Source organism: Nonomuraea sp. LP-02, from assembly GCF_036289125.1.
GTDB lineage: Bacteria > Actinomycetota > Actinomycetes > Streptosporangiales > Streptosporangiaceae > Nonomuraea > Nonomuraea bangladeshensis.
Genome location: NZ_JAXCLK010000001.1, coordinates 16,332 through 31,675 on the forward strand (window position 1 = coordinate 16,332; position 15,344 = coordinate 31,675).

Genomic DNA, 15,344 nt, shown 5'->3' on the forward strand with positions numbered 1-15,344 from the left:
AGGGACACATGAACCCGGTCGAGGCGTTGCGCGAGATCGCCTTCCTGCTCGAACGCGCCGGTGAGCCGACGTACCGTGTGCGTGCCTTCCGCCGTGCCGCCGCGGTCGTCGCCGAGCTGCCCGAGGAGGAGCTGCTGCGGTTGGCCCGCGACGGCGGGCTCGGCGACCTGCCCGGCATCGGGAAGGTCACCGCACTGGTGATCAACGAAAGTCTCGACGGCCAGGTTCCGACGTATTTGCGGCGTATGCGGGCCACTGAGGGCGTGGAGCTGGACGCCGAGACCTCGGCGCTGCGGGACGCGCTCAAGGGCGACCTGCACAGCCACTCCGACTGGTCCGACGGCGGCTCGCCGATCGAGGAGATGGCCGAGGCGGCGCGCTCGCTCGGGCATGAATATTGGGCGCTGACCGACCACTCGCCGCGCCTCACCGTCGCCAAGGGGCTGTCGGCCGAGCGGCTGGAGCGCCAGCTCGACGTGGTGGCCGCGCTCAACGAACGGCTCGCGCCGTTCAGGATCCTCACCGGCATCGAGGTGGACGTCAACCTCGACGGCTCGCTCGACCAGGAGCCCGAGCTGCTGGACCGGCTCGACGTGGTGGTCGCGAGCGTGCACTCCAAGCTGCGCATGGACGGTGAGGAGATGACCCGCCGCATGGTGACCGCCGTCGCCGACCCCCGGGTGGACGTGCTCGGGCACTGCACCGGGCGGGTGGTGCGGGCCGGCGGCGAGCGGGGTGTGAAGCGGCCGGAGTCGGAGTTCGAGGCGGAGCTGGTCTTCGAGGCGTGCCGCAGGTTCGGGGTGGCGGTCGAGATCAACTCCCGGCCCGACCGGCTCGACCCGCCCAAGCGGCTGATGCGGCTGGCGTACGAGATGGGCTGTCTGTTCGCGATCGACTCCGACGCGCACGCGCCCGGCCAGCTCGACTGGCAGCGGTACGGCTGCGAGCGGGCGGCCAGATGCGGGATCGAGGCCGGGCGCATCGTGAACACCTGGCCGCTGGAGCGGCTGCTCGACTGGACCCGCGCCCGCCCCGAACGGCTCAGCAGGTGACCGTGCGGTTGTAGGACCCGGTCTTGTACGTCCACTCGCGCGAGCGCCCGTCGGCCAGCGTGACGCAGTCGGTGTCGCGGGCCCAGTCCATGATGACCTTGACCCGCATGGTCTTGCCGCAGCCGTTGCGCACCCACACGATCAGGCCGTGCGGCTGCTCGTCGGCGATGCGGGCGACGCAGGAGGGAGCGGTGCCGCGGGCCGCCGCGGCGGCGGAGGGAACCGCCGGGACGAGCGTCGCGCAGCCGGCCAGGACAGCGATGAAAATCGTTCTCAGGCGCATGGCCTGGACGCTACTCCTTCTCGCGGCCCGGTGGTAACTCGGCGTTATCGAGATGTCACCCTTCGGCCCGGAGGTAAGGGTCGTCAGGTTCGCGCGATTTTGCTCGATGGGAAAGCCGGGCGCCCCGGGAAGCACCTCCTTGGACCGGAAACGGTGGCCGGCGCGGTGACAATGTCGTGGCCGGGCGGACAGGAGGCTGTGGCGGGGGAGCGCCGCGGGCCGCGATTGTCGGTGGCGGCACGTAGCGTCACGGCTGTGAATCGTACCGACCGGCTGTACGCGCTCGTCGAGGACCTGCGCGCCATCGCGCCCCGCTGCCGCTCCGCCCGCGCGCTCGCCGAGCGGTTCGAGGTCAGCGTACGCACGATCGAGCGCGACATCACGGCGCTCCAGGAGTCGGGCGTCCCCATCTACGCCGAGCCGGGCCGCAAGGGCGGCTACGCCATCGACAAGAAGATGTCCCTCCCCCCGCTCAACTTCAGCCCGGCCGAGGCCGTGGCCATCGCGGTGGCGCTCAGCCAGGCGGGCGAGCAGCCGTTCGGCCGCCACGCCCACAGCGCCTTACGCAAGGTCGTCTCCGCCATGCCGGGGCCGGAGGGCGAGCTGGCCCGTGAGCTGGCCCGCCGGGTGCAGCTCGTCCGCCGTCCGGGCGAGGACGGCGAGGAGTCCCGGCCGCTCGGCGCCGAGCACGTCTCGCGCGCCATCGAGGAGGCGCTGCTGCGGCGGCGGGTGCTGCGCCTCGACTACGCCGACGCCAAGGGCGCGCTCACCTCGCGCGACGTCGAGCCCGGCGTCTTCCTCGGCGGGCGCGGCGGCTTCTGGTATCTCGTGGCCTGGTGCCGGCTCCGCGACGACGTACGCGTCTTCAGGCTCGACCGCATCGCCGCCGCGACCGTCACCGCCGAGCGCTGCCCCGACCGGCCGCTGGAGGGCTTCGCCACCGACGTCCCGGAGATGATCGTGCACGGCACGCTTCTCGACTAGGCCATTCAGATGTTCGAAAAGTCAAGAGGAAACACCGACATAGGGTTGTCGCTCAACGGATGCATCGTTGTCTTGTTCGAGAAAGAGGGAGATGGCGATGGACAACACGGTGACCTGGTTCGAGGTCGCGACCGGCGACCCCGAAGGCGCCCAGCGGTTCTACGGAGGTCTGTTCGGCTGGACGTTCGCCGCCGGCGACGGCGGCGGGCCGATGGACTACCGCATGATCGGCTATGCGGGCGGCGGGGAGCCGGCGGGCGGGCTCTTCAACACCAAGGGAGAGTTCCCCGACCACGCGGTCTTCCACGTCCAGGTGGCCGACGTCGAGGAGACCTGCGCACGCACCGAGGCGCTCGGCGGCAAGGTGATCACCAAGGTCGTCGGCGACGGCGCGGGCACCGACTTCGCCTACCTCCAGGACACCTCGGGCAGCCTTTTCGGGATCTTCCACCGCAGGTGATGACCCGTGCGCGGGCCGGGGGAAGCACCTTCCCCGCCGATCCCGGCCGCCACGGGGCCGCGCGTGCCCGCCCTACCTCTCAGGGCTCACGACGAGGGGTTCGCGGGCGGCGCGGAGTCACCCCGCGCCCTGGACACGCCGCCGATCGCCGAGCGGCGGCGCGTCCAGGGCCCTGACCCGGGCAGTCCGGGCCATCGACGGTCCCAGGCAGCCCGGGCCTTCGCCGGACCGGGCCGGCAGGGCCTTCGACGGTCCCAGGCAGCCCGGTGCATCCGACGGCCCCGGGCCGGCAGGGCCGGGGTCAGAAGGCCGCGGCAGTGAGCCAGCGGGTCAGGAGGGCGTGGTCACCGTGGAGCGTGAGGGCCTCCGGCGAGCGGCGGCCGTAGAGCAGCAGCAACAGGTCCGCAGCGGGGCCCCGCACGCCGACGTCGCCCTTGGCGTGGCCGCGCGTCCACTCGACGCGCCCGCCGGGGCCCTGCGTGATCGTCCACTCGCCCCGGACGCCCCCGGGGACGGGTGCGGCGTCGGAGGGGCCGGTGGCGTGGAGGTGGATCGTGGCCCCTTCCACGCCGAGCTCCGCCAGCCGCCGGGTGACCCACACCGCGGACGGCAGGTTGTGCAGGAACTCCTCGATGCCGTCCGCGGCGGTCGCCGCCGGGACCACCGGGTCGACGCCGAGCGCGAGCTCGGCGTCGACCCGGTGCACGACCAGCTCATACGCCATCCGCCGCGGCCACCAGGCCGCCCGCCGGTCGGGGCCCCAGGTCCAGACCGGCGTGTCCGGGTCGGTCTCACGCAGCGTGCGCACCAGCTCGGCCGCACCGGCCCGCAGCCATCCGGCGTCCCCGCCGCGCCCCTCGGGCAGCCCGCTCGGCACCTGGCGCGACCAGATGCGCTCCTGCACCCGGTCGCGCAGCACGTGCACCGCCCAGCGGTGCGTCTGGCCGACGTGCGTGACCAGCTCGCCCATCGTCCACCCCGGACAGGAGGGCACGGGCGCGGACAGGTCACCGGCGAGCTCCGCCAGGCGTTCGGTCTCCTGCTCGATCAGCGGCTCGTAGTTCACCGCACCAGACTAGGCCGCCGGGCAGGTGGCGCCCTTCTGCGGCACTTTTCCGTTGATGAGGTAAGTGTCGACGAGCGCCCGGACGCACTTGCTGCCCGACAGGTAGGCGCCGTGCCCCTCGCCCTCGTACGTCACCAGCGTCGCCGTCTTGAGCTGGGCCGTCAGCTTGGGCGCCCACTCGTACGGCGTGGCCGGATCGCCCTTGCCGCCGATCACCACGATCGGCGCGGAGCCGGTCGCGTCCACGTGCCGCGCCTGGTCGCTGCCCTTGACCGGCCACACCCGGCACAGTCCGCCGGAGCCCTCGCTGCCGAACAGCGGCGAGATCTGCAGCGCCTGCTGCTCGGTGCGCCGCAGCTCGGCCTCGCTCGGCCGTTCGGCGGTGTCCACGCAGGTGATGGCCGGGAAACTGGTCATCTGCGTCGAGTAGCTGCCGTCCGTGGACCGCCCGGTGTAGGTGTCGGCCAGGTAGAGCAGCGCCTCGCCGTGGCCCTGGAGCGCCTCGCCGAGCGCCTGCTCCAGGAACGGCCAGGTCAGCTCGGAGTACAGCGCGGCCGCCACGCCCGTCGAGGCGAGCCCCTGGGTGAGCTCGCGGTCCTTGACCTTGATGGGCTTGGCGGTCAGCTCGTTCATCAAGTTCTCGACGTTGGTGTTGGCCGTCGCGACGTCCTTGCCGACCGCGCACGAGCCGTCCTTCACGCACGCCTTCAGGAAGCTGTCGTAGGCGTGCTGGAAACCGCGCGTCTGGGCGACCGTGCGCTGCTCGAAGGTGATCGTCGGGTCGAGCGGCGCGTCCAGCACCATGCGGCCCACGTTCTTGGGGAACAGGGTGGCGTAGACGGCGCCGAGCTGGGTGCCGTACGACATGCCGACGTAGTTGAGCTTCGGGTCGCCGACGGCGGCGCGGATGCGGTCCATGTCGCGGGCGGCGTTCACGGTGCCGACGTAGGGCAGGATCTTGCCGGAGTTCTTCTGGCACAGCGCGGCGAACTGCTTGTTCATCTGCTCGCCCTCGCGGTGCGTCCGATCGTCGGGCGGCAGCGTGTCGAGGGCGGTGAACCGGTCCATCTCGGCGCCGTTGCCGCACCTCACGCCGGAGCTGCGCTCGACCCCGCGCGGGTCGAAGCTGACCAGGTCGTAGCGGGTGCGCAGCGGCGCGAGGACCTTGCCCGCCTGGTCCAGCGTGTCCACCCCCGAGGCTCCGGGGCCGCCGAAGTTGAACACCATCGAACCGAGCCGCTGCCCGGTGGCCGGCATCTTGATCAGCGCCAGCTCGATCTTCTCGCCGCCGGGCTTGTCGTAGTCGAGCGGCACCGCGAGCTTGCCGCACCGCACCGAGCTGTCCTGACGGGCCGGCGGCTCGCCGTCAGGGCGCTTGATGTCGGTGCACGGGCCCCATTCGACCTGGTCGGCGCCGACTTTGGGCCCTGGGACGGACTGTGCGGCGGGCTCGGCCGGAATGGCGGAACAACCGGCGGCCCCGACGAGCAGGGCGACGGCTAGGACACCTCGCATGGCACAAACTTCCCCTCGTCTACTCCGGGGGAAGAGTGCCCACAATACGCGACCTCGCACCAAACGTGGGTGAGGCGGCCCGTACCCCTCCTAACGCGCCGCCTCACCCGTCCGTCCCCCGAACATGGGGACGCTCCCGCGAGGACATTCGCGGGAGCGTCCCTGATGGATGTGTCAGACGCCCATCGACTGGGTGTCGTTGCTCTCCGCGCCGCCGGCCTCGGTGACGCCGTTCTTGAGGTGGTAGCGGGCGATGGCCTCGCGCAGCACCTCGCCGTCGAGCTCCTTGCGGCGTACGAGCTGGGTCAGCACCGCCAGCGTGATCGAGGCCGCGTCCACGTGGAAGTGGCGGCGCAGCGCCGAGCGCGTGTCGGACAGGCCGAACCCGTCGGTGCCCAGCGAGGACCAGTCACCCGGCACCCACTGCGCGATCTGGTCCTGGACGGCCTTCATGTAGTCGCTGACGCCCACGAACGGCCCCTGGGCGCCGGACAGCGCCTGCGTGACGTAGGGGACGCGCTGCTCGGCCTCCGGGTTGAGCAGGTTGTGCTCCTCGCAGGCCAGCGCCTCGCGGCGCAGCTCCGACCAGGACGTGGCCGACCACACGTCGGCGGAGACGCCCCAGTCCTCGGCGAGCAGGCGCTGCGCCTCCATCGCCCACGGGCCCGCGACGCCCGAGCACAGGATGTTGGCCTTCGGGCCCTGCGTCTGCGGCCCGTCGGCGAACTTGTAGAGGCCCTTGAGCAGGGCCTGCACGTCGAGATTCGCCGGCTCGGCGGGCTGCAGGTAGGGCTCGTTGTAGACGGTCAGGTAGTAGAAGACGTCCTCCGGCTGGTCGCCGTACATGCGACGCAGGCCGTCCTTGACGATGTGGGCCACCTCGAACGCCCAGGACGGGTCGTAGGAGATCGCGGCCGGGTTGGTGGAGGCGATGAGCGGCGTGTGGCCGTCCTCGTGCTGCAGGCCCTCACCGTTGAGCGTGGTGCGGCCGGCCGTGGCGCCCAGCAGGAAGCCGCGCGTCATCTGGTCGGCCATCTGCCACATCTGGTCGCCGGTCCGCTGCCAGCCGAACATCGAGTAGAAGATGTAGATCGGGATCATGTGCTCGCCGTGCGTGGCGTAGGAGGTGCCGGCGGCGATCGTCGAGGCCATCGAGCCCGACTCGCTGATGCCCTCGTGCAGGATCTGGCCCTGCACGGCCTCCTTGTACGACAGCAGCAGCTCCCTGTCGACGGCCTCGTACGTCTGGCCGTGCGGCGAGTAGATCTTCGCCGACGGGAACATGGCGTCCATGCCGAACGTACGCGCCTCGTCGGGGATGATCGGCACGAACCGGTGGCCGATCTCCTTGTCGCGCATGAGGTCCTTGAGCAGGCGGACGAACGCCATGGTGGTGGCCACCTGCTGCTTGCCCGAGCCCTTGCCGAAGGACTTGTAGACCTCGTCGCCCGGCAGCTTGATCGGCTTGGCCCGCTGCACCCGCTTGGGCAGCACGCCGCCGAGCGCCGCCCGGCGCTCCTTCATGTACTGGATCTCGGCGTCGTTCTCGCCCGGGTGGAAGTAGGGCGGCAGGTCGCCTTCCAGCGCCGAGTCGGGGATCGGCAGGTAGAGCCGGTCCCTGAACTCCTTGAGCTCGGCCTTGGTGAGCTTCTTCATCTGGTGCGTGGCGTTGCGCGCCTCGAAGTCCTTGCCGAGGGTCCAGCCCTTGATGGTCTGGGCGAGGATCACGGTCGGCTGGCCGACGTGCTCGCGGGCCGCCTTGAAGGCCGCGTAGACCTTGCGGTAGTCGTGGCCGCCGCGCGACAGCTTGCGGATGTCGTCGTCGGACAGGTGCTCGACCATCTTGCGCAGGCGCGGGTCGGAGGCGAAGAAGTGCTCGCGGATGTAGGCGCCCGACTCGACCGAGTAGGTCTGGAACTGCCCGTCGGGCGTGGTGTTCATCTGGTTGACCAGCACGCCGTCGACGTCGGCGGCGAGCAGCGGGTCCCAGTCGCGGCCCCAGACGACCTTGATGACGTTCCAGCCGGCGCCGCGGAAGTAGGACTCCAGCTCCTGGATGATCTTGCCGTTGCCGCGTACGGGGCCGTCGAGCCGCTGCAGGTTGCAGTTGATGACGAAGGTGAGGTTGTCCAGCTCCTCGCGGGCGGCCACGCCGATGGCGCCGAGCGACTCGGGCTCGTCCATCTCGCCGTCGCCGAGGAAGGCCCATACGTGGCTGCGGCTGGTGTCCTTGATCTGGCGGTTGAGCAGGTAGCGGTTGAACCGCGCCTGGTAGATCGCGCCGATCGGGCCGAGGCCCATGGAGACGGTCGGGAACTCCCAGAAGTCGGGCATCAGCCGCGGGTGCGGGTAGGAGGGCAGCCCGTGGAAACCGTGCGAGAGCTCCTGGCGGAACGCGTCGAGCTGCGCCTCGTTGAGCCGGCCCTCCAGGTAGGCGCGGGCGTAGATGCCCGGCGCGGCGTGGCCCTGGAAGAAGACCTGGTCGCCCGACTCGCCGTGGTCCTTGCCGCGGAAGAAGTGGTTGAAGCCCACCTCGTAGAGCGACGCGGCGGAGGCGTAGGTCGCGATGTGACCGCCGACGTTGGTGCGGGCGTTGGCCCGGGACACCATGACCGCCGCGTTCCAGCGGATGTAGGCGCGGATGCGGCGCTCGACGTGCTCGTCACCCGGGAACCAGGGCTCGCGCTCCGGCGGGATCGTGTTGATGTAGTCGGTGCTCCGCAGGCCCGGCACGCCGACCTGGTGCTCGCGGGCCCGCTCCAGCATGCGCAGCATCAGGTAGCGGGCTCTGGTGCGGCCTTCGGTCTTGACGACGTTGTCGAGAGACTCGAGCCACTCGTTGGTCTCACTGGGGTCGACATCAGGCAGCTGGCTGGGTAGGCCGTCGCTGATGATCGAGAAACGCTGGCGTCCGGAAGCCACTGGGTCTCGCCTTCCGAGAATGACTGATGTCTGGTCTGGTCGTCTTCCATCCTGGTCTCTAGCCGTAGAAAACGCATCTCTACTGACCGGTAACCAGCGTGTCCCTGCTGGCAGGGACCTCTTCGATGGCCTAGACCACCGATGGTAGGACGATTCGCAGTCAAAGGTTACATCCCGGGAGCATTTTAACAAGACAGCAAAATGAACGAAATTTCGCTCGCGTGTCCCGGTCCTGCTCCACGGGGCCCTGCCTGCCGCGCCCGGCCTTCCTCCCAGGGGACGCGCCTCCCCGCTGGGAGACTGGGCCGTCACCGGGCGGCCGGCCGAGTCTAGCGGTCATGCCTCCCGAAGGCCGCCGCCGGGCTCCCCGCCGAGCCGTCAAAGAGCCTCGTCGAGCGGCACGAGCCCCTGCTGGAGGGCGTATATGGCGGCCTGGGTGCGGTCCGACACGCCGAGCTTGGCGAGGATGCTGCTGACATGCGACTTGACTGTCTCCCTTCCCATGCGGAGGTCGCGGGCGATCTCGGCGTTCGAGCGGCCACGGGCCAGCGCGGCCAGCACGTCCCGCTCCCGCGGCGTGAGCGTGTCGAGCGGACGGGGCCGCTCGGCCCGCCGCACCTGGCGGACCAGCAGCGCCGCGATGCCCGGCTCCAGCACGCTGCCGCCGCGCGCGGCCGCGCGGACCGCCTCGACCACCCGGTCCACCGCGCTCGTCTTCGACAGGTACGACAGCGCGCCGAGCCGCACCGCCTCCACAACCCGGTCCTCCTCCTGGAAGGACGTCAGCACGATGACCGCGGGCGCCGGGCCGTCGCCGGCCTCCCTGAGCGCCTCCAGCGCCCGCAGCCCGTCCATGCCGGGCATGACGAGGTCGAGGAGCATCACGTCCGGCCGCAGGGCGCGTACGGCCCGCAGGGCGGCCTCACCGTCGCCCGCCTCGCCCACGACCTCGATCCCGTCCTCCTGCTCCAGGACGAAGCGCAGGCCCTGCCTGACCACCTCGTGGTCGTCCACGATCAGCACCCGGACGCTCACGCGCGACTCACCGCCCCGGCTGTCGTGGCCGTCACCGTCGTCCCGTTCGCGTCGCTGCGGACGTCGAGGCGGCCGCCGAGCTCCGTCACCCGCTCGCGCATCAGCGTCAGCCCCATCCCGTGCCGCCCGGCCACGTCCGCCGGGTCGAAGCCCGAGCCGTCGTCCGACACCGAGACGGTGACCGCGCCGTCCGCGCCCCGGCCCAGCCGCACCTCCACCCGGGAGGGGGCGGCGTGCTTGACCGCGTTGCCGAGCGCCTCCTGGACCAGTCGCAGCACCGCGTGCTCGGCCGCCGCCTCCAGCGCGACCTCCTCCAGCACGGCCTCGACCCGTACGCCGAGCCTGGTCTCGTACGCCCGGCACAGCTCCTCCAGTGCGGGCACCAGCCCGGCGTCCTCCAGCGCCACCGGCCGCAGCTCCAGCAGCAGCGCCTGCATCTCGCGCATCGCGCGGGCGGAGGTCCGCTCCATCGCCTCCGCCTGACCGCGCAGCCCCTCGGGAGCCGCCCTGCGCATGCCCGCGGCCAGCAGGCTCAGCGAGAACAGGTCCTGGGAGATGGAGTCGTGCAGCTCCCGCGCGATCCTGCCGCGTTCGGCCTGCCTGGCCTCGGTACGCGCGGTGAGGCTGGCCGACTCGACCGCCGCGCCGAGGCGGTCGGTCATGACGTTGAACGACTGCTCCAGCGTGCTCACCTCGTCCGAGCCCGAGACCTCGACCCGGGGGCGGAAGTCGCCCGCCGCCACCGCCGTCGTGACCGCGGCCAGCCGGCGCAGGCGGCCGATCAGCCGCCGGGTGCTCAGCAGCCCGAACACCAGCCCCACCGGCAGCACCAGGCCCAGCACCAGCAGCGTCGGGGCGATCATGGGCGTGAGGCTGGGAACGGAGGTGACCTCGGCGTCGGCGGGGGCCTGGACGTGCACGTACCCGATCACTTCGAACCCGAGCGGCCCCGCCCGCTCCTTGCGCAGGACCGGGCTGACGTGCCAGACCGCCCGCCCCGTCACGGTGCGGCCGTCGCCCGCGTTCTCCCGGCCGAGCGGCGGCAGCGGCACGTCCAGCTCGGTGCCGAGGCGGTGGATGCCGGGGGCGCTGGCCGCCAGGATCACGCCGTTCACGTCGACGACGGTCTCCAGCATGGCGAGGCCAGGCTCGGCGTGCGGCCGGGCGCCGCCCGCGACCGTACGTCCTCCGGCCCCCGCCAGGGCCGCCCGCAGCAGCTCGCGGCCGTCCGCGCCGGCTCTTCTCACGGCCTCGCCCGGGACGTCCGGAACGTCGGGAACATCAGGAACGGCGATTTCGGCGCGGACGGGGGTGGGGCCGCTCAGCCGCGTCACCTCCAGGCCGATCACCTGCGCGTCGCTCGACGCCTGCTCCCGCAGCACCTCCGCGAGATCGGAGGCGTTGGCCTGCGGGATCAGGAACGTCGCCGCGATCACGGCCTCGACCAGGAACACGGCGGTGGTCGTGACCAGCACGTACGAGGCCGCCATCCGCCCGCGCAGCCCGGAACCCCACACCTTTCGCAGCGTAACGTCCCGGTCAGGCCCGGGTCCTCCCCCAGGAGAGGGAGGTAAAAATCGTCCGTTCTAGGGAAATGGTCTTTTCGTCCGGCTTTCCGAGGCCCAATGTGGGAGGTATGAAGGCAACGGCAGGAGACCGTCTCCTGGCCCACGCCGACGGCGTGGAGGAAAAGGACAGGAGCGGCGTCATCAGGGAGGTCCAGAGCTCGTACGGAGAGCCGCCCCGCGTGGCGCGCTCCGGTGACGGGCGCCGCGGGCCGGTGTCCGCCGGTCCTGATGCCGTCGATGTGCCTACGTAAGATCAGTTCGTGAGATCAGAAATCATCTCTGTGGCCACAGGTTCGCGAGAGACCGTGCACGACATCACCGGCCAGTGCGCCGAATTCGTACGCGGTCACGGCGAAGACGGCCTTTTGCACATATTCGTGCCGCACGCCACCGCCGGGGTCGCCCTGCTGGAGCTGGGCTCCGGCAGCGACGACGACCTGCTCGCGGCACTGCGGGAGCTGCTGCCGGCCGACGACCGATGGCGTCATCGGCACGGCTCACGCGGTCACGGCAGGTCGCACGTCATGCCCGCGCTGATTCCGCCGTACGCGACCGTACCGGTGCTCGGCGGGCGGCTGGCGCTCGGCACGTGGCAGTCCATCGCCGTCGTGGACCTGAATGTCGACAACACGCAACGTCAGGTTCGCCTGTCGTTTTTGGTCCAGTGAATCTGGCCGACTACGGCCGTACCCGTGGCGACCGTTGACGACTGAGGGTCACAGCGTGTGGACTGTCCCGAAGCGATAAACCGCATAAGCGGGGCCACTCAAGCAGGAGGGATAAACGTGAGCGCGACCGCGGGTCAGGCGCAGGGCGAGCGCGGCCTGGCCGAACGACTCGGCCTCAAGCCGGGTCAGGTGGTGCAGGAGATCGGCTGGGACGAGGACGTCGACGACGATCTTCGCGACTCCATCGAGAACCTGACCGGCACCGAGCTGCTGGACGAGGAAAGCGACGAGGTCGTGGACGTGGTGCTGCTGTGGTGGCGCGACGGCGACGGCGACCTCTTCGACACGCTGACCAACGCCATGCGTGCACTCGCCGAGGGCGGCCAGATCTGGCTGCTCACCCCAAAGTCCGGACGCGAGGGCCATGTGGAGCCGAGCGACATCGGAGAGGACGCCGCCACCGCGGGCCTGTCGCAGACCAGCAGCATCTCGGCGGCACCCGACTGGTCCGGCACCCGGCTCGTGACGCCCAAGGGCCGGAGGTAAAGGACCCGCAGAGAGCTTCGACCACCCGGGGAGTCACGGCGCCCGCCATACGGCAGGATATGGGCGTGAACGCACATCCTGTCGAGGTCGGCGCCCCGGCTCCGGACTTCGAGCTGCAGGACCAGCACGGCGCTCCAGTGCGCCTGTCCCGGCTCAGGGGCCGCAAGGTCGTGCTGGTCTTCTATCCGCTTGCCTTCAGCGGCATCTGCGGCAGCGAGCTGGACGCGCTGCGCGACACCGCGTTCGGCGACGACGTACGGGTGCTGACGGTCTCGGTCGACTCCGTCTTCACCCTCCGCGCCTGGGCGGATCGCGAGGGTTACCCCTTCTCGCTGCTCTCCGATTTCTGGCCACACGGACAGGTCGCGCAGGCGTACGGTGTGTTCGATGAGGCGAAGGGGCTCGCACGCAGGGGCACCTTCATCATCGACGGCGAGGGCGTGACCCGATGGTCGGTGATCAACCCGATCTCCGCCGCGCGCGACGTCGCCGACTACGTCAAGGCGCTCGCCGCCATCCACTGACACGACATCCACTGCACGACATCCACTGACACCGGCACTGACTTCGGAGGCAAGGATGCCCTGCTACCGCTGCGGGGCCCGGCAGACGGACCCGGTCCGCGGCTCCAGCCCATGGCAGCGCGGGGTGCGCGCGGAGTCCCAGGTGCTGATCTGCCCGGACTGTCAACGCCTGCACGACCTCGACCTGGACCACTGCGGCACCTGCGGGTCCACGGCGCTCATCTGCCGGCTCGGCGAGGTGGAGTGCCGGTCCTGCGGATCCGTCTGGATGGCCCGCGCGGGCAAGGCGCCAGGCTGCCCGCCCGCGATGGAGACGCCGCCGGGACTCTCGGCGGAGGTGGAGGCCGCGCTCAACCGCGTACTCGGCCGCGCCTGACCTCCCTCCGGGGGGCTTCCCTGCCATCGCATGAGCTGCGCTATCGTCTCCTACCGTGTCCGCATTGAGTAGTACGTCGAGTAGCTCGTCGTTCGTCGTCGCGCTCGACGTGGGTGGCACGTCCATGAAGGGCGGCCTGGTCAGCGACTCCGGCAAGGTGCTGCTGAGCGAGCGGCGCCCCACCCCGCGCACCGAGGGCGGGGACGCGGTCGTGGCCGCCATCTCCGACTTCATCGGCCACCTCGCCGCCGTGGGCGACGGGGAGCCGGCCGGCGTGGGCCTCGCCGTACCCGGCCTGGTCACCGAGCACGCCGCCGTCTACGCGACCAACCTCGGCTGGCGGGACGTCCCCGCCTCGGCGTTCACCACGCTGGACATCCCGGTCATGCTCGGCCACGACGTCCGTACGGGCGGCCTCGCCGAGAGCGTACTCGGCGCCGGCCGCGACATGGCCGACTTCCTCTTCCTCCCCATCGGCACCGGCATCGCCGGCGCCACCGTCATCCGCGGCGAGCCGTACGGCGGCTCCTCCGGCTGGGCCGGCGAGATCGGCCACACCCCGGTCTTCCCCGACGGCGAACAGTGCGCCTGCGGCCAGTTCGGCTGCCTGGAGACGTACGCCTCGGCCGCCTCCGTGGGCCGCCGCTACAGCCAGCGAGCCGGCCTCGAAGGCGTCAGGGCCGAACAGGTCGTCACCTCCGACGACCCGATCGCCATCGAGGTCTGGGACGAGGCCGTGGAGGCGCTGTCGCTCGCCCTGGCCACGTACACGCTGCTGCTGGACCCCTCGGCCATCGTCCTCGGCGGCGGCCTCGCCGAGGCCGGCCCGGCCCTGTTCGACCCCGTACGCACGCGCCTGGTCAAGCGCCTCGCCTTCCGCGAGGCCCCGCCGCTGATCCCGGCCGCCCTGGGCGTCGACGCCGGCATGCTCGGCGCCGCCCTCCTGGGCTGGCGCGCCGCCGGCCGGCCGGAACTGGGGCCCGGGTGGGATGTGGATGTGCGATCGGCCCCCTTGGTGTCGTAAGGTGTAGTGCCGATCAGGGGCGGTTAGCTCAGCGGTAGAGCACTCGCCTTACAAGCGAGGGGTCACTGGTTCGAACCCAGTACCGCCCACCTGCGTAAACGTTTGATCTCTGATCTTGAAAACGGCGTCTGAGTGACTAACTCCCGAAGATCTTGTCCATCGCCGCAGCTCCCTGCATGATCACGGGCCGGATCTGGTGCCGGTAGACCGTCTCGGTGACTACCGTGTTGGAGTGCCCGACGAGGCGCGAGATGTCCTCGATGGGGACGCCGGAGTCTGACAGCACGGATACGAAGCTGTGCCGCAGCTCGCGAGGCGACCAATCCCGTCCGTTGAGCCCTGCCGCCTCAACGACCTTCCGGAAGTCGCGCCGTACGTTGTGGGCCGTGACGGGCGTTCCTGTCCGTGTGCAGAACACGAGGTCTGTGTCCTGCCATCGGTCTCCCGCTTTCTCCCGCGCGACGTCCTGGGCTTCCTTGAGGAGGCGCAACGCGTCCACGCAACGCTGGGGCAGCTTGAGTGACCGGCGGGACTTCACGGTCTTGGTGTCGCCCTTCTGCCGGACGGACCGCCAGACGTAGACCGCGAAGTCACTGTGCTCCCAGCCCGCCTGAGCCACCGGCAGCCAGGCGGCACGACTCTCGTCGTACGCCACGACGTGCGACCAGAGCAGCGCCCGCAGTTCCTCCGTGCGAGCGCCGATCAGCAGGGACAAGACGATGTAGGCCCGCATGCGCTCGCCGCTCTTCTCCGCCTGCGTGAGGACGGCGAGAGCTTGGGCCAGCGTCAGAGCCTTGGACGGACGACCGGCGCGCCCCTCCGGGATGTCGCACAGATCCACGACGTTCCTCTTCACCTTGTCACGGCGCATGGCGCTCTTGACCGACCGGTTGAGGATGCCGTGGATCAACTTCAGCGACCGGGTGCCCAACTCGCCGGTCTTGCCGGCCGCTCCACTCACCAGAGACGCGCGGCTCTTCAACCGTCATGCCTCCGGCGGGAGCACTCCGGCCCCGAGGTGGGGATCACCTCGCACACCATCGACTCGGGCAAGCCCAGCAGCCCGGCTCCTCCGCATCAAGCCCGGCTCTGACCGCAGGGCAACACATGGCCGAGGAGCGGCGACCGGCGAACGTACACGCGAAGCCGGGCTTGACGCTCCGTCCCCGGCCCGCTGCCGCTACGCGGTGAGTCGACGGCGTACGAGGTGACAAGGTGGTGGCCGCACTTGCAGCCTCTGGAGAGGAGGGGCCTCTCTGGTGGCTCAGCGGGCGGCGCCATCCAAGAGAGCGGCCCAGAGGGTCCAAGCATCGTTGATCGA

The 15,344-nt window shown here is 70.8% G+C and carries 16 protein-coding genes and 1 tRNA gene; 10 read left to right on the forward strand and 7 right to left on the reverse strand.

Translation table 11 applies throughout. The features are described 5' to 3' along the window. The first annotated feature begins 8 nt into the window (after positions 1-8). Entirely contained in the window at positions 9-1,052 is a 1,044-nt protein-coding gene (locus SMD20_RS00090) for a PHP domain-containing protein (protein ID WP_329573562.1), read from the forward strand. Here SMD20_RS00090 and SMD20_RS00095 read toward each other — a convergent pair. After that, a complete protein-coding gene (locus SMD20_RS00095; RefSeq protein ID WP_329573564.1) occupies positions 1,042-1,335 on the reverse strand; it encodes a hypothetical protein in 294 nt (97 codons plus the stop codon). The two genes, SMD20_RS00090 and SMD20_RS00095, sit on opposite strands and share 11 nt — an antisense overlap. Before the next feature lie 255 nt (positions 1,336-1,590). Between SMD20_RS00095 and SMD20_RS00100 the strand changes: the two genes are divergently transcribed. Then, positions 1,591-2,319, forward strand: coding sequence for a helix-turn-helix transcriptional regulator (locus SMD20_RS00100; protein WP_329573566.1), 729 nt, complete (start codon positions 1,591-1,593; stop codon positions 2,317-2,319). A 97-nt stretch (positions 2,320-2,416) separates the two neighbouring features. Then, positions 2,417-2,779 (forward strand): VOC family protein, encoded by a 363-nt coding sequence (locus tag SMD20_RS00105; protein ID WP_329573568.1) that lies wholly within the window; start codon positions 2,417-2,419, stop codon positions 2,777-2,779. 301 nt (positions 2,780-3,080) lie between these two features. Here SMD20_RS00105 and SMD20_RS00110 read toward each other — a convergent pair whose 3' ends face one another. The 5 genes from SMD20_RS00110 to SMD20_RS00130 all read right to left on the reverse strand — a co-directional run bounded on the left by SMD20_RS00110 (position 3,081) and on the right by SMD20_RS00130 (position 10,834). Continuing rightward, on the reverse strand, positions 3,081-3,845 hold the full coding sequence (locus SMD20_RS00110; RefSeq protein WP_329573569.1) for a maleylpyruvate isomerase family mycothiol-dependent enzyme: 765 nt from the start codon (positions 3,843-3,845) through the stop codon (positions 3,081-3,083). 9 nt (positions 3,846-3,854) lie between these two features. Next, positions 3,855-5,360, reverse strand: a complete 1,506-nt coding sequence (locus SMD20_RS00115) for an alpha/beta hydrolase (protein WP_329573571.1) — start codon at positions 5,358-5,360, stop codon at positions 3,855-3,857. Positions 5,361-5,534: 174 nt separating this feature from the next. Next, positions 5,535-8,282, reverse strand: a complete 2,748-nt coding sequence (aceE, locus tag SMD20_RS00120) for a pyruvate dehydrogenase (acetyl-transferring), homodimeric type (protein ID WP_442942422.1) — start codon at positions 8,280-8,282, stop codon at positions 5,535-5,537. Positions 8,283-8,660: 378 nt separating this feature from the next. Beyond that, positions 8,661-9,317, reverse strand: coding sequence for a response regulator transcription factor (locus tag SMD20_RS00125; RefSeq protein WP_329573573.1), 657 nt, complete (start codon positions 9,315-9,317; stop codon positions 8,661-8,663). Then, the gene (locus SMD20_RS00130; protein WP_329573575.1) at positions 9,314-10,834 is read right to left on the reverse strand and encodes a HAMP domain-containing sensor histidine kinase; all 1,521 of its coding nucleotides are present in this window, start codon (positions 10,832-10,834) and stop codon (positions 9,314-9,316) included. Before SMD20_RS00130 ends, SMD20_RS00125 begins: the two co-directional genes overlap by 4 nt. A gap of 119 nt (positions 10,835-10,953) precedes the next feature. On the opposite strand from SMD20_RS00130, the gene SMD20_RS00135 reads away from it, so the two are divergent. The 7 genes from SMD20_RS00135 to SMD20_RS00165 all read left to right on the forward strand — a co-directional run bounded on the left by SMD20_RS00135 (position 10,954) and on the right by SMD20_RS00165 (position 14,112). Beyond that, positions 10,954-11,136, forward strand: a complete 183-nt coding sequence (locus SMD20_RS00135) for a DUF1918 domain-containing protein (RefSeq protein WP_329573577.1) — start codon at positions 10,954-10,956, stop codon at positions 11,134-11,136. Positions 11,137-11,145: 9 nt separating this feature from the next. Further along, on the forward strand, positions 11,146-11,553 hold the full coding sequence (locus SMD20_RS00140) for a secondary thiamine-phosphate synthase enzyme YjbQ (protein WP_329573579.1): 408 nt from the start codon (positions 11,146-11,148) through the stop codon (positions 11,551-11,553). 117 nt (positions 11,554-11,670) lie between these two features. Then, complete coding sequence (locus tag SMD20_RS00145) at positions 11,671-12,099, forward strand: DUF3052 domain-containing protein (RefSeq protein WP_329573581.1); 429 nt, start codon at positions 11,671-11,673, stop codon at positions 12,097-12,099. 59 nt (positions 12,100-12,158) lie between these two features. Beyond that, a complete protein-coding gene (locus SMD20_RS00150; protein ID WP_329573583.1) occupies positions 12,159-12,623 on the forward strand; it encodes a peroxiredoxin in 465 nt (154 codons plus the stop codon). A 55-nt stretch (positions 12,624-12,678) separates the two neighbouring features. Beyond that, positions 12,679-12,999: a hypothetical protein gene (locus SMD20_RS00155; RefSeq protein ID WP_329573585.1), complete on the forward strand. Its 321-nt coding sequence runs from the start codon at positions 12,679-12,681 to the stop codon at positions 12,997-12,999. Between the two features lie 55 nt (positions 13,000-13,054). Then, positions 13,055-14,023, forward strand: coding sequence for an ROK family protein (locus SMD20_RS00160; RefSeq protein ID WP_442942423.1), 969 nt, complete (start codon positions 13,055-13,057; stop codon positions 14,021-14,023). Between the two features lie 17 nt (positions 14,024-14,040). Further along, positions 14,041-14,112 (forward strand) — tRNA-Val (locus tag SMD20_RS00165). A 47-nt stretch (positions 14,113-14,159) separates the two neighbouring features. Here the strand turns inward: SMD20_RS00165 and SMD20_RS00170 are convergent. Continuing rightward, entirely contained in the window at positions 14,160-14,984 is an 825-nt protein-coding gene (locus tag SMD20_RS00170; RefSeq protein WP_329573589.1) for a site-specific integrase, read from the reverse strand. Positions 14,985-15,344: the final 360 nt, after the last annotated feature.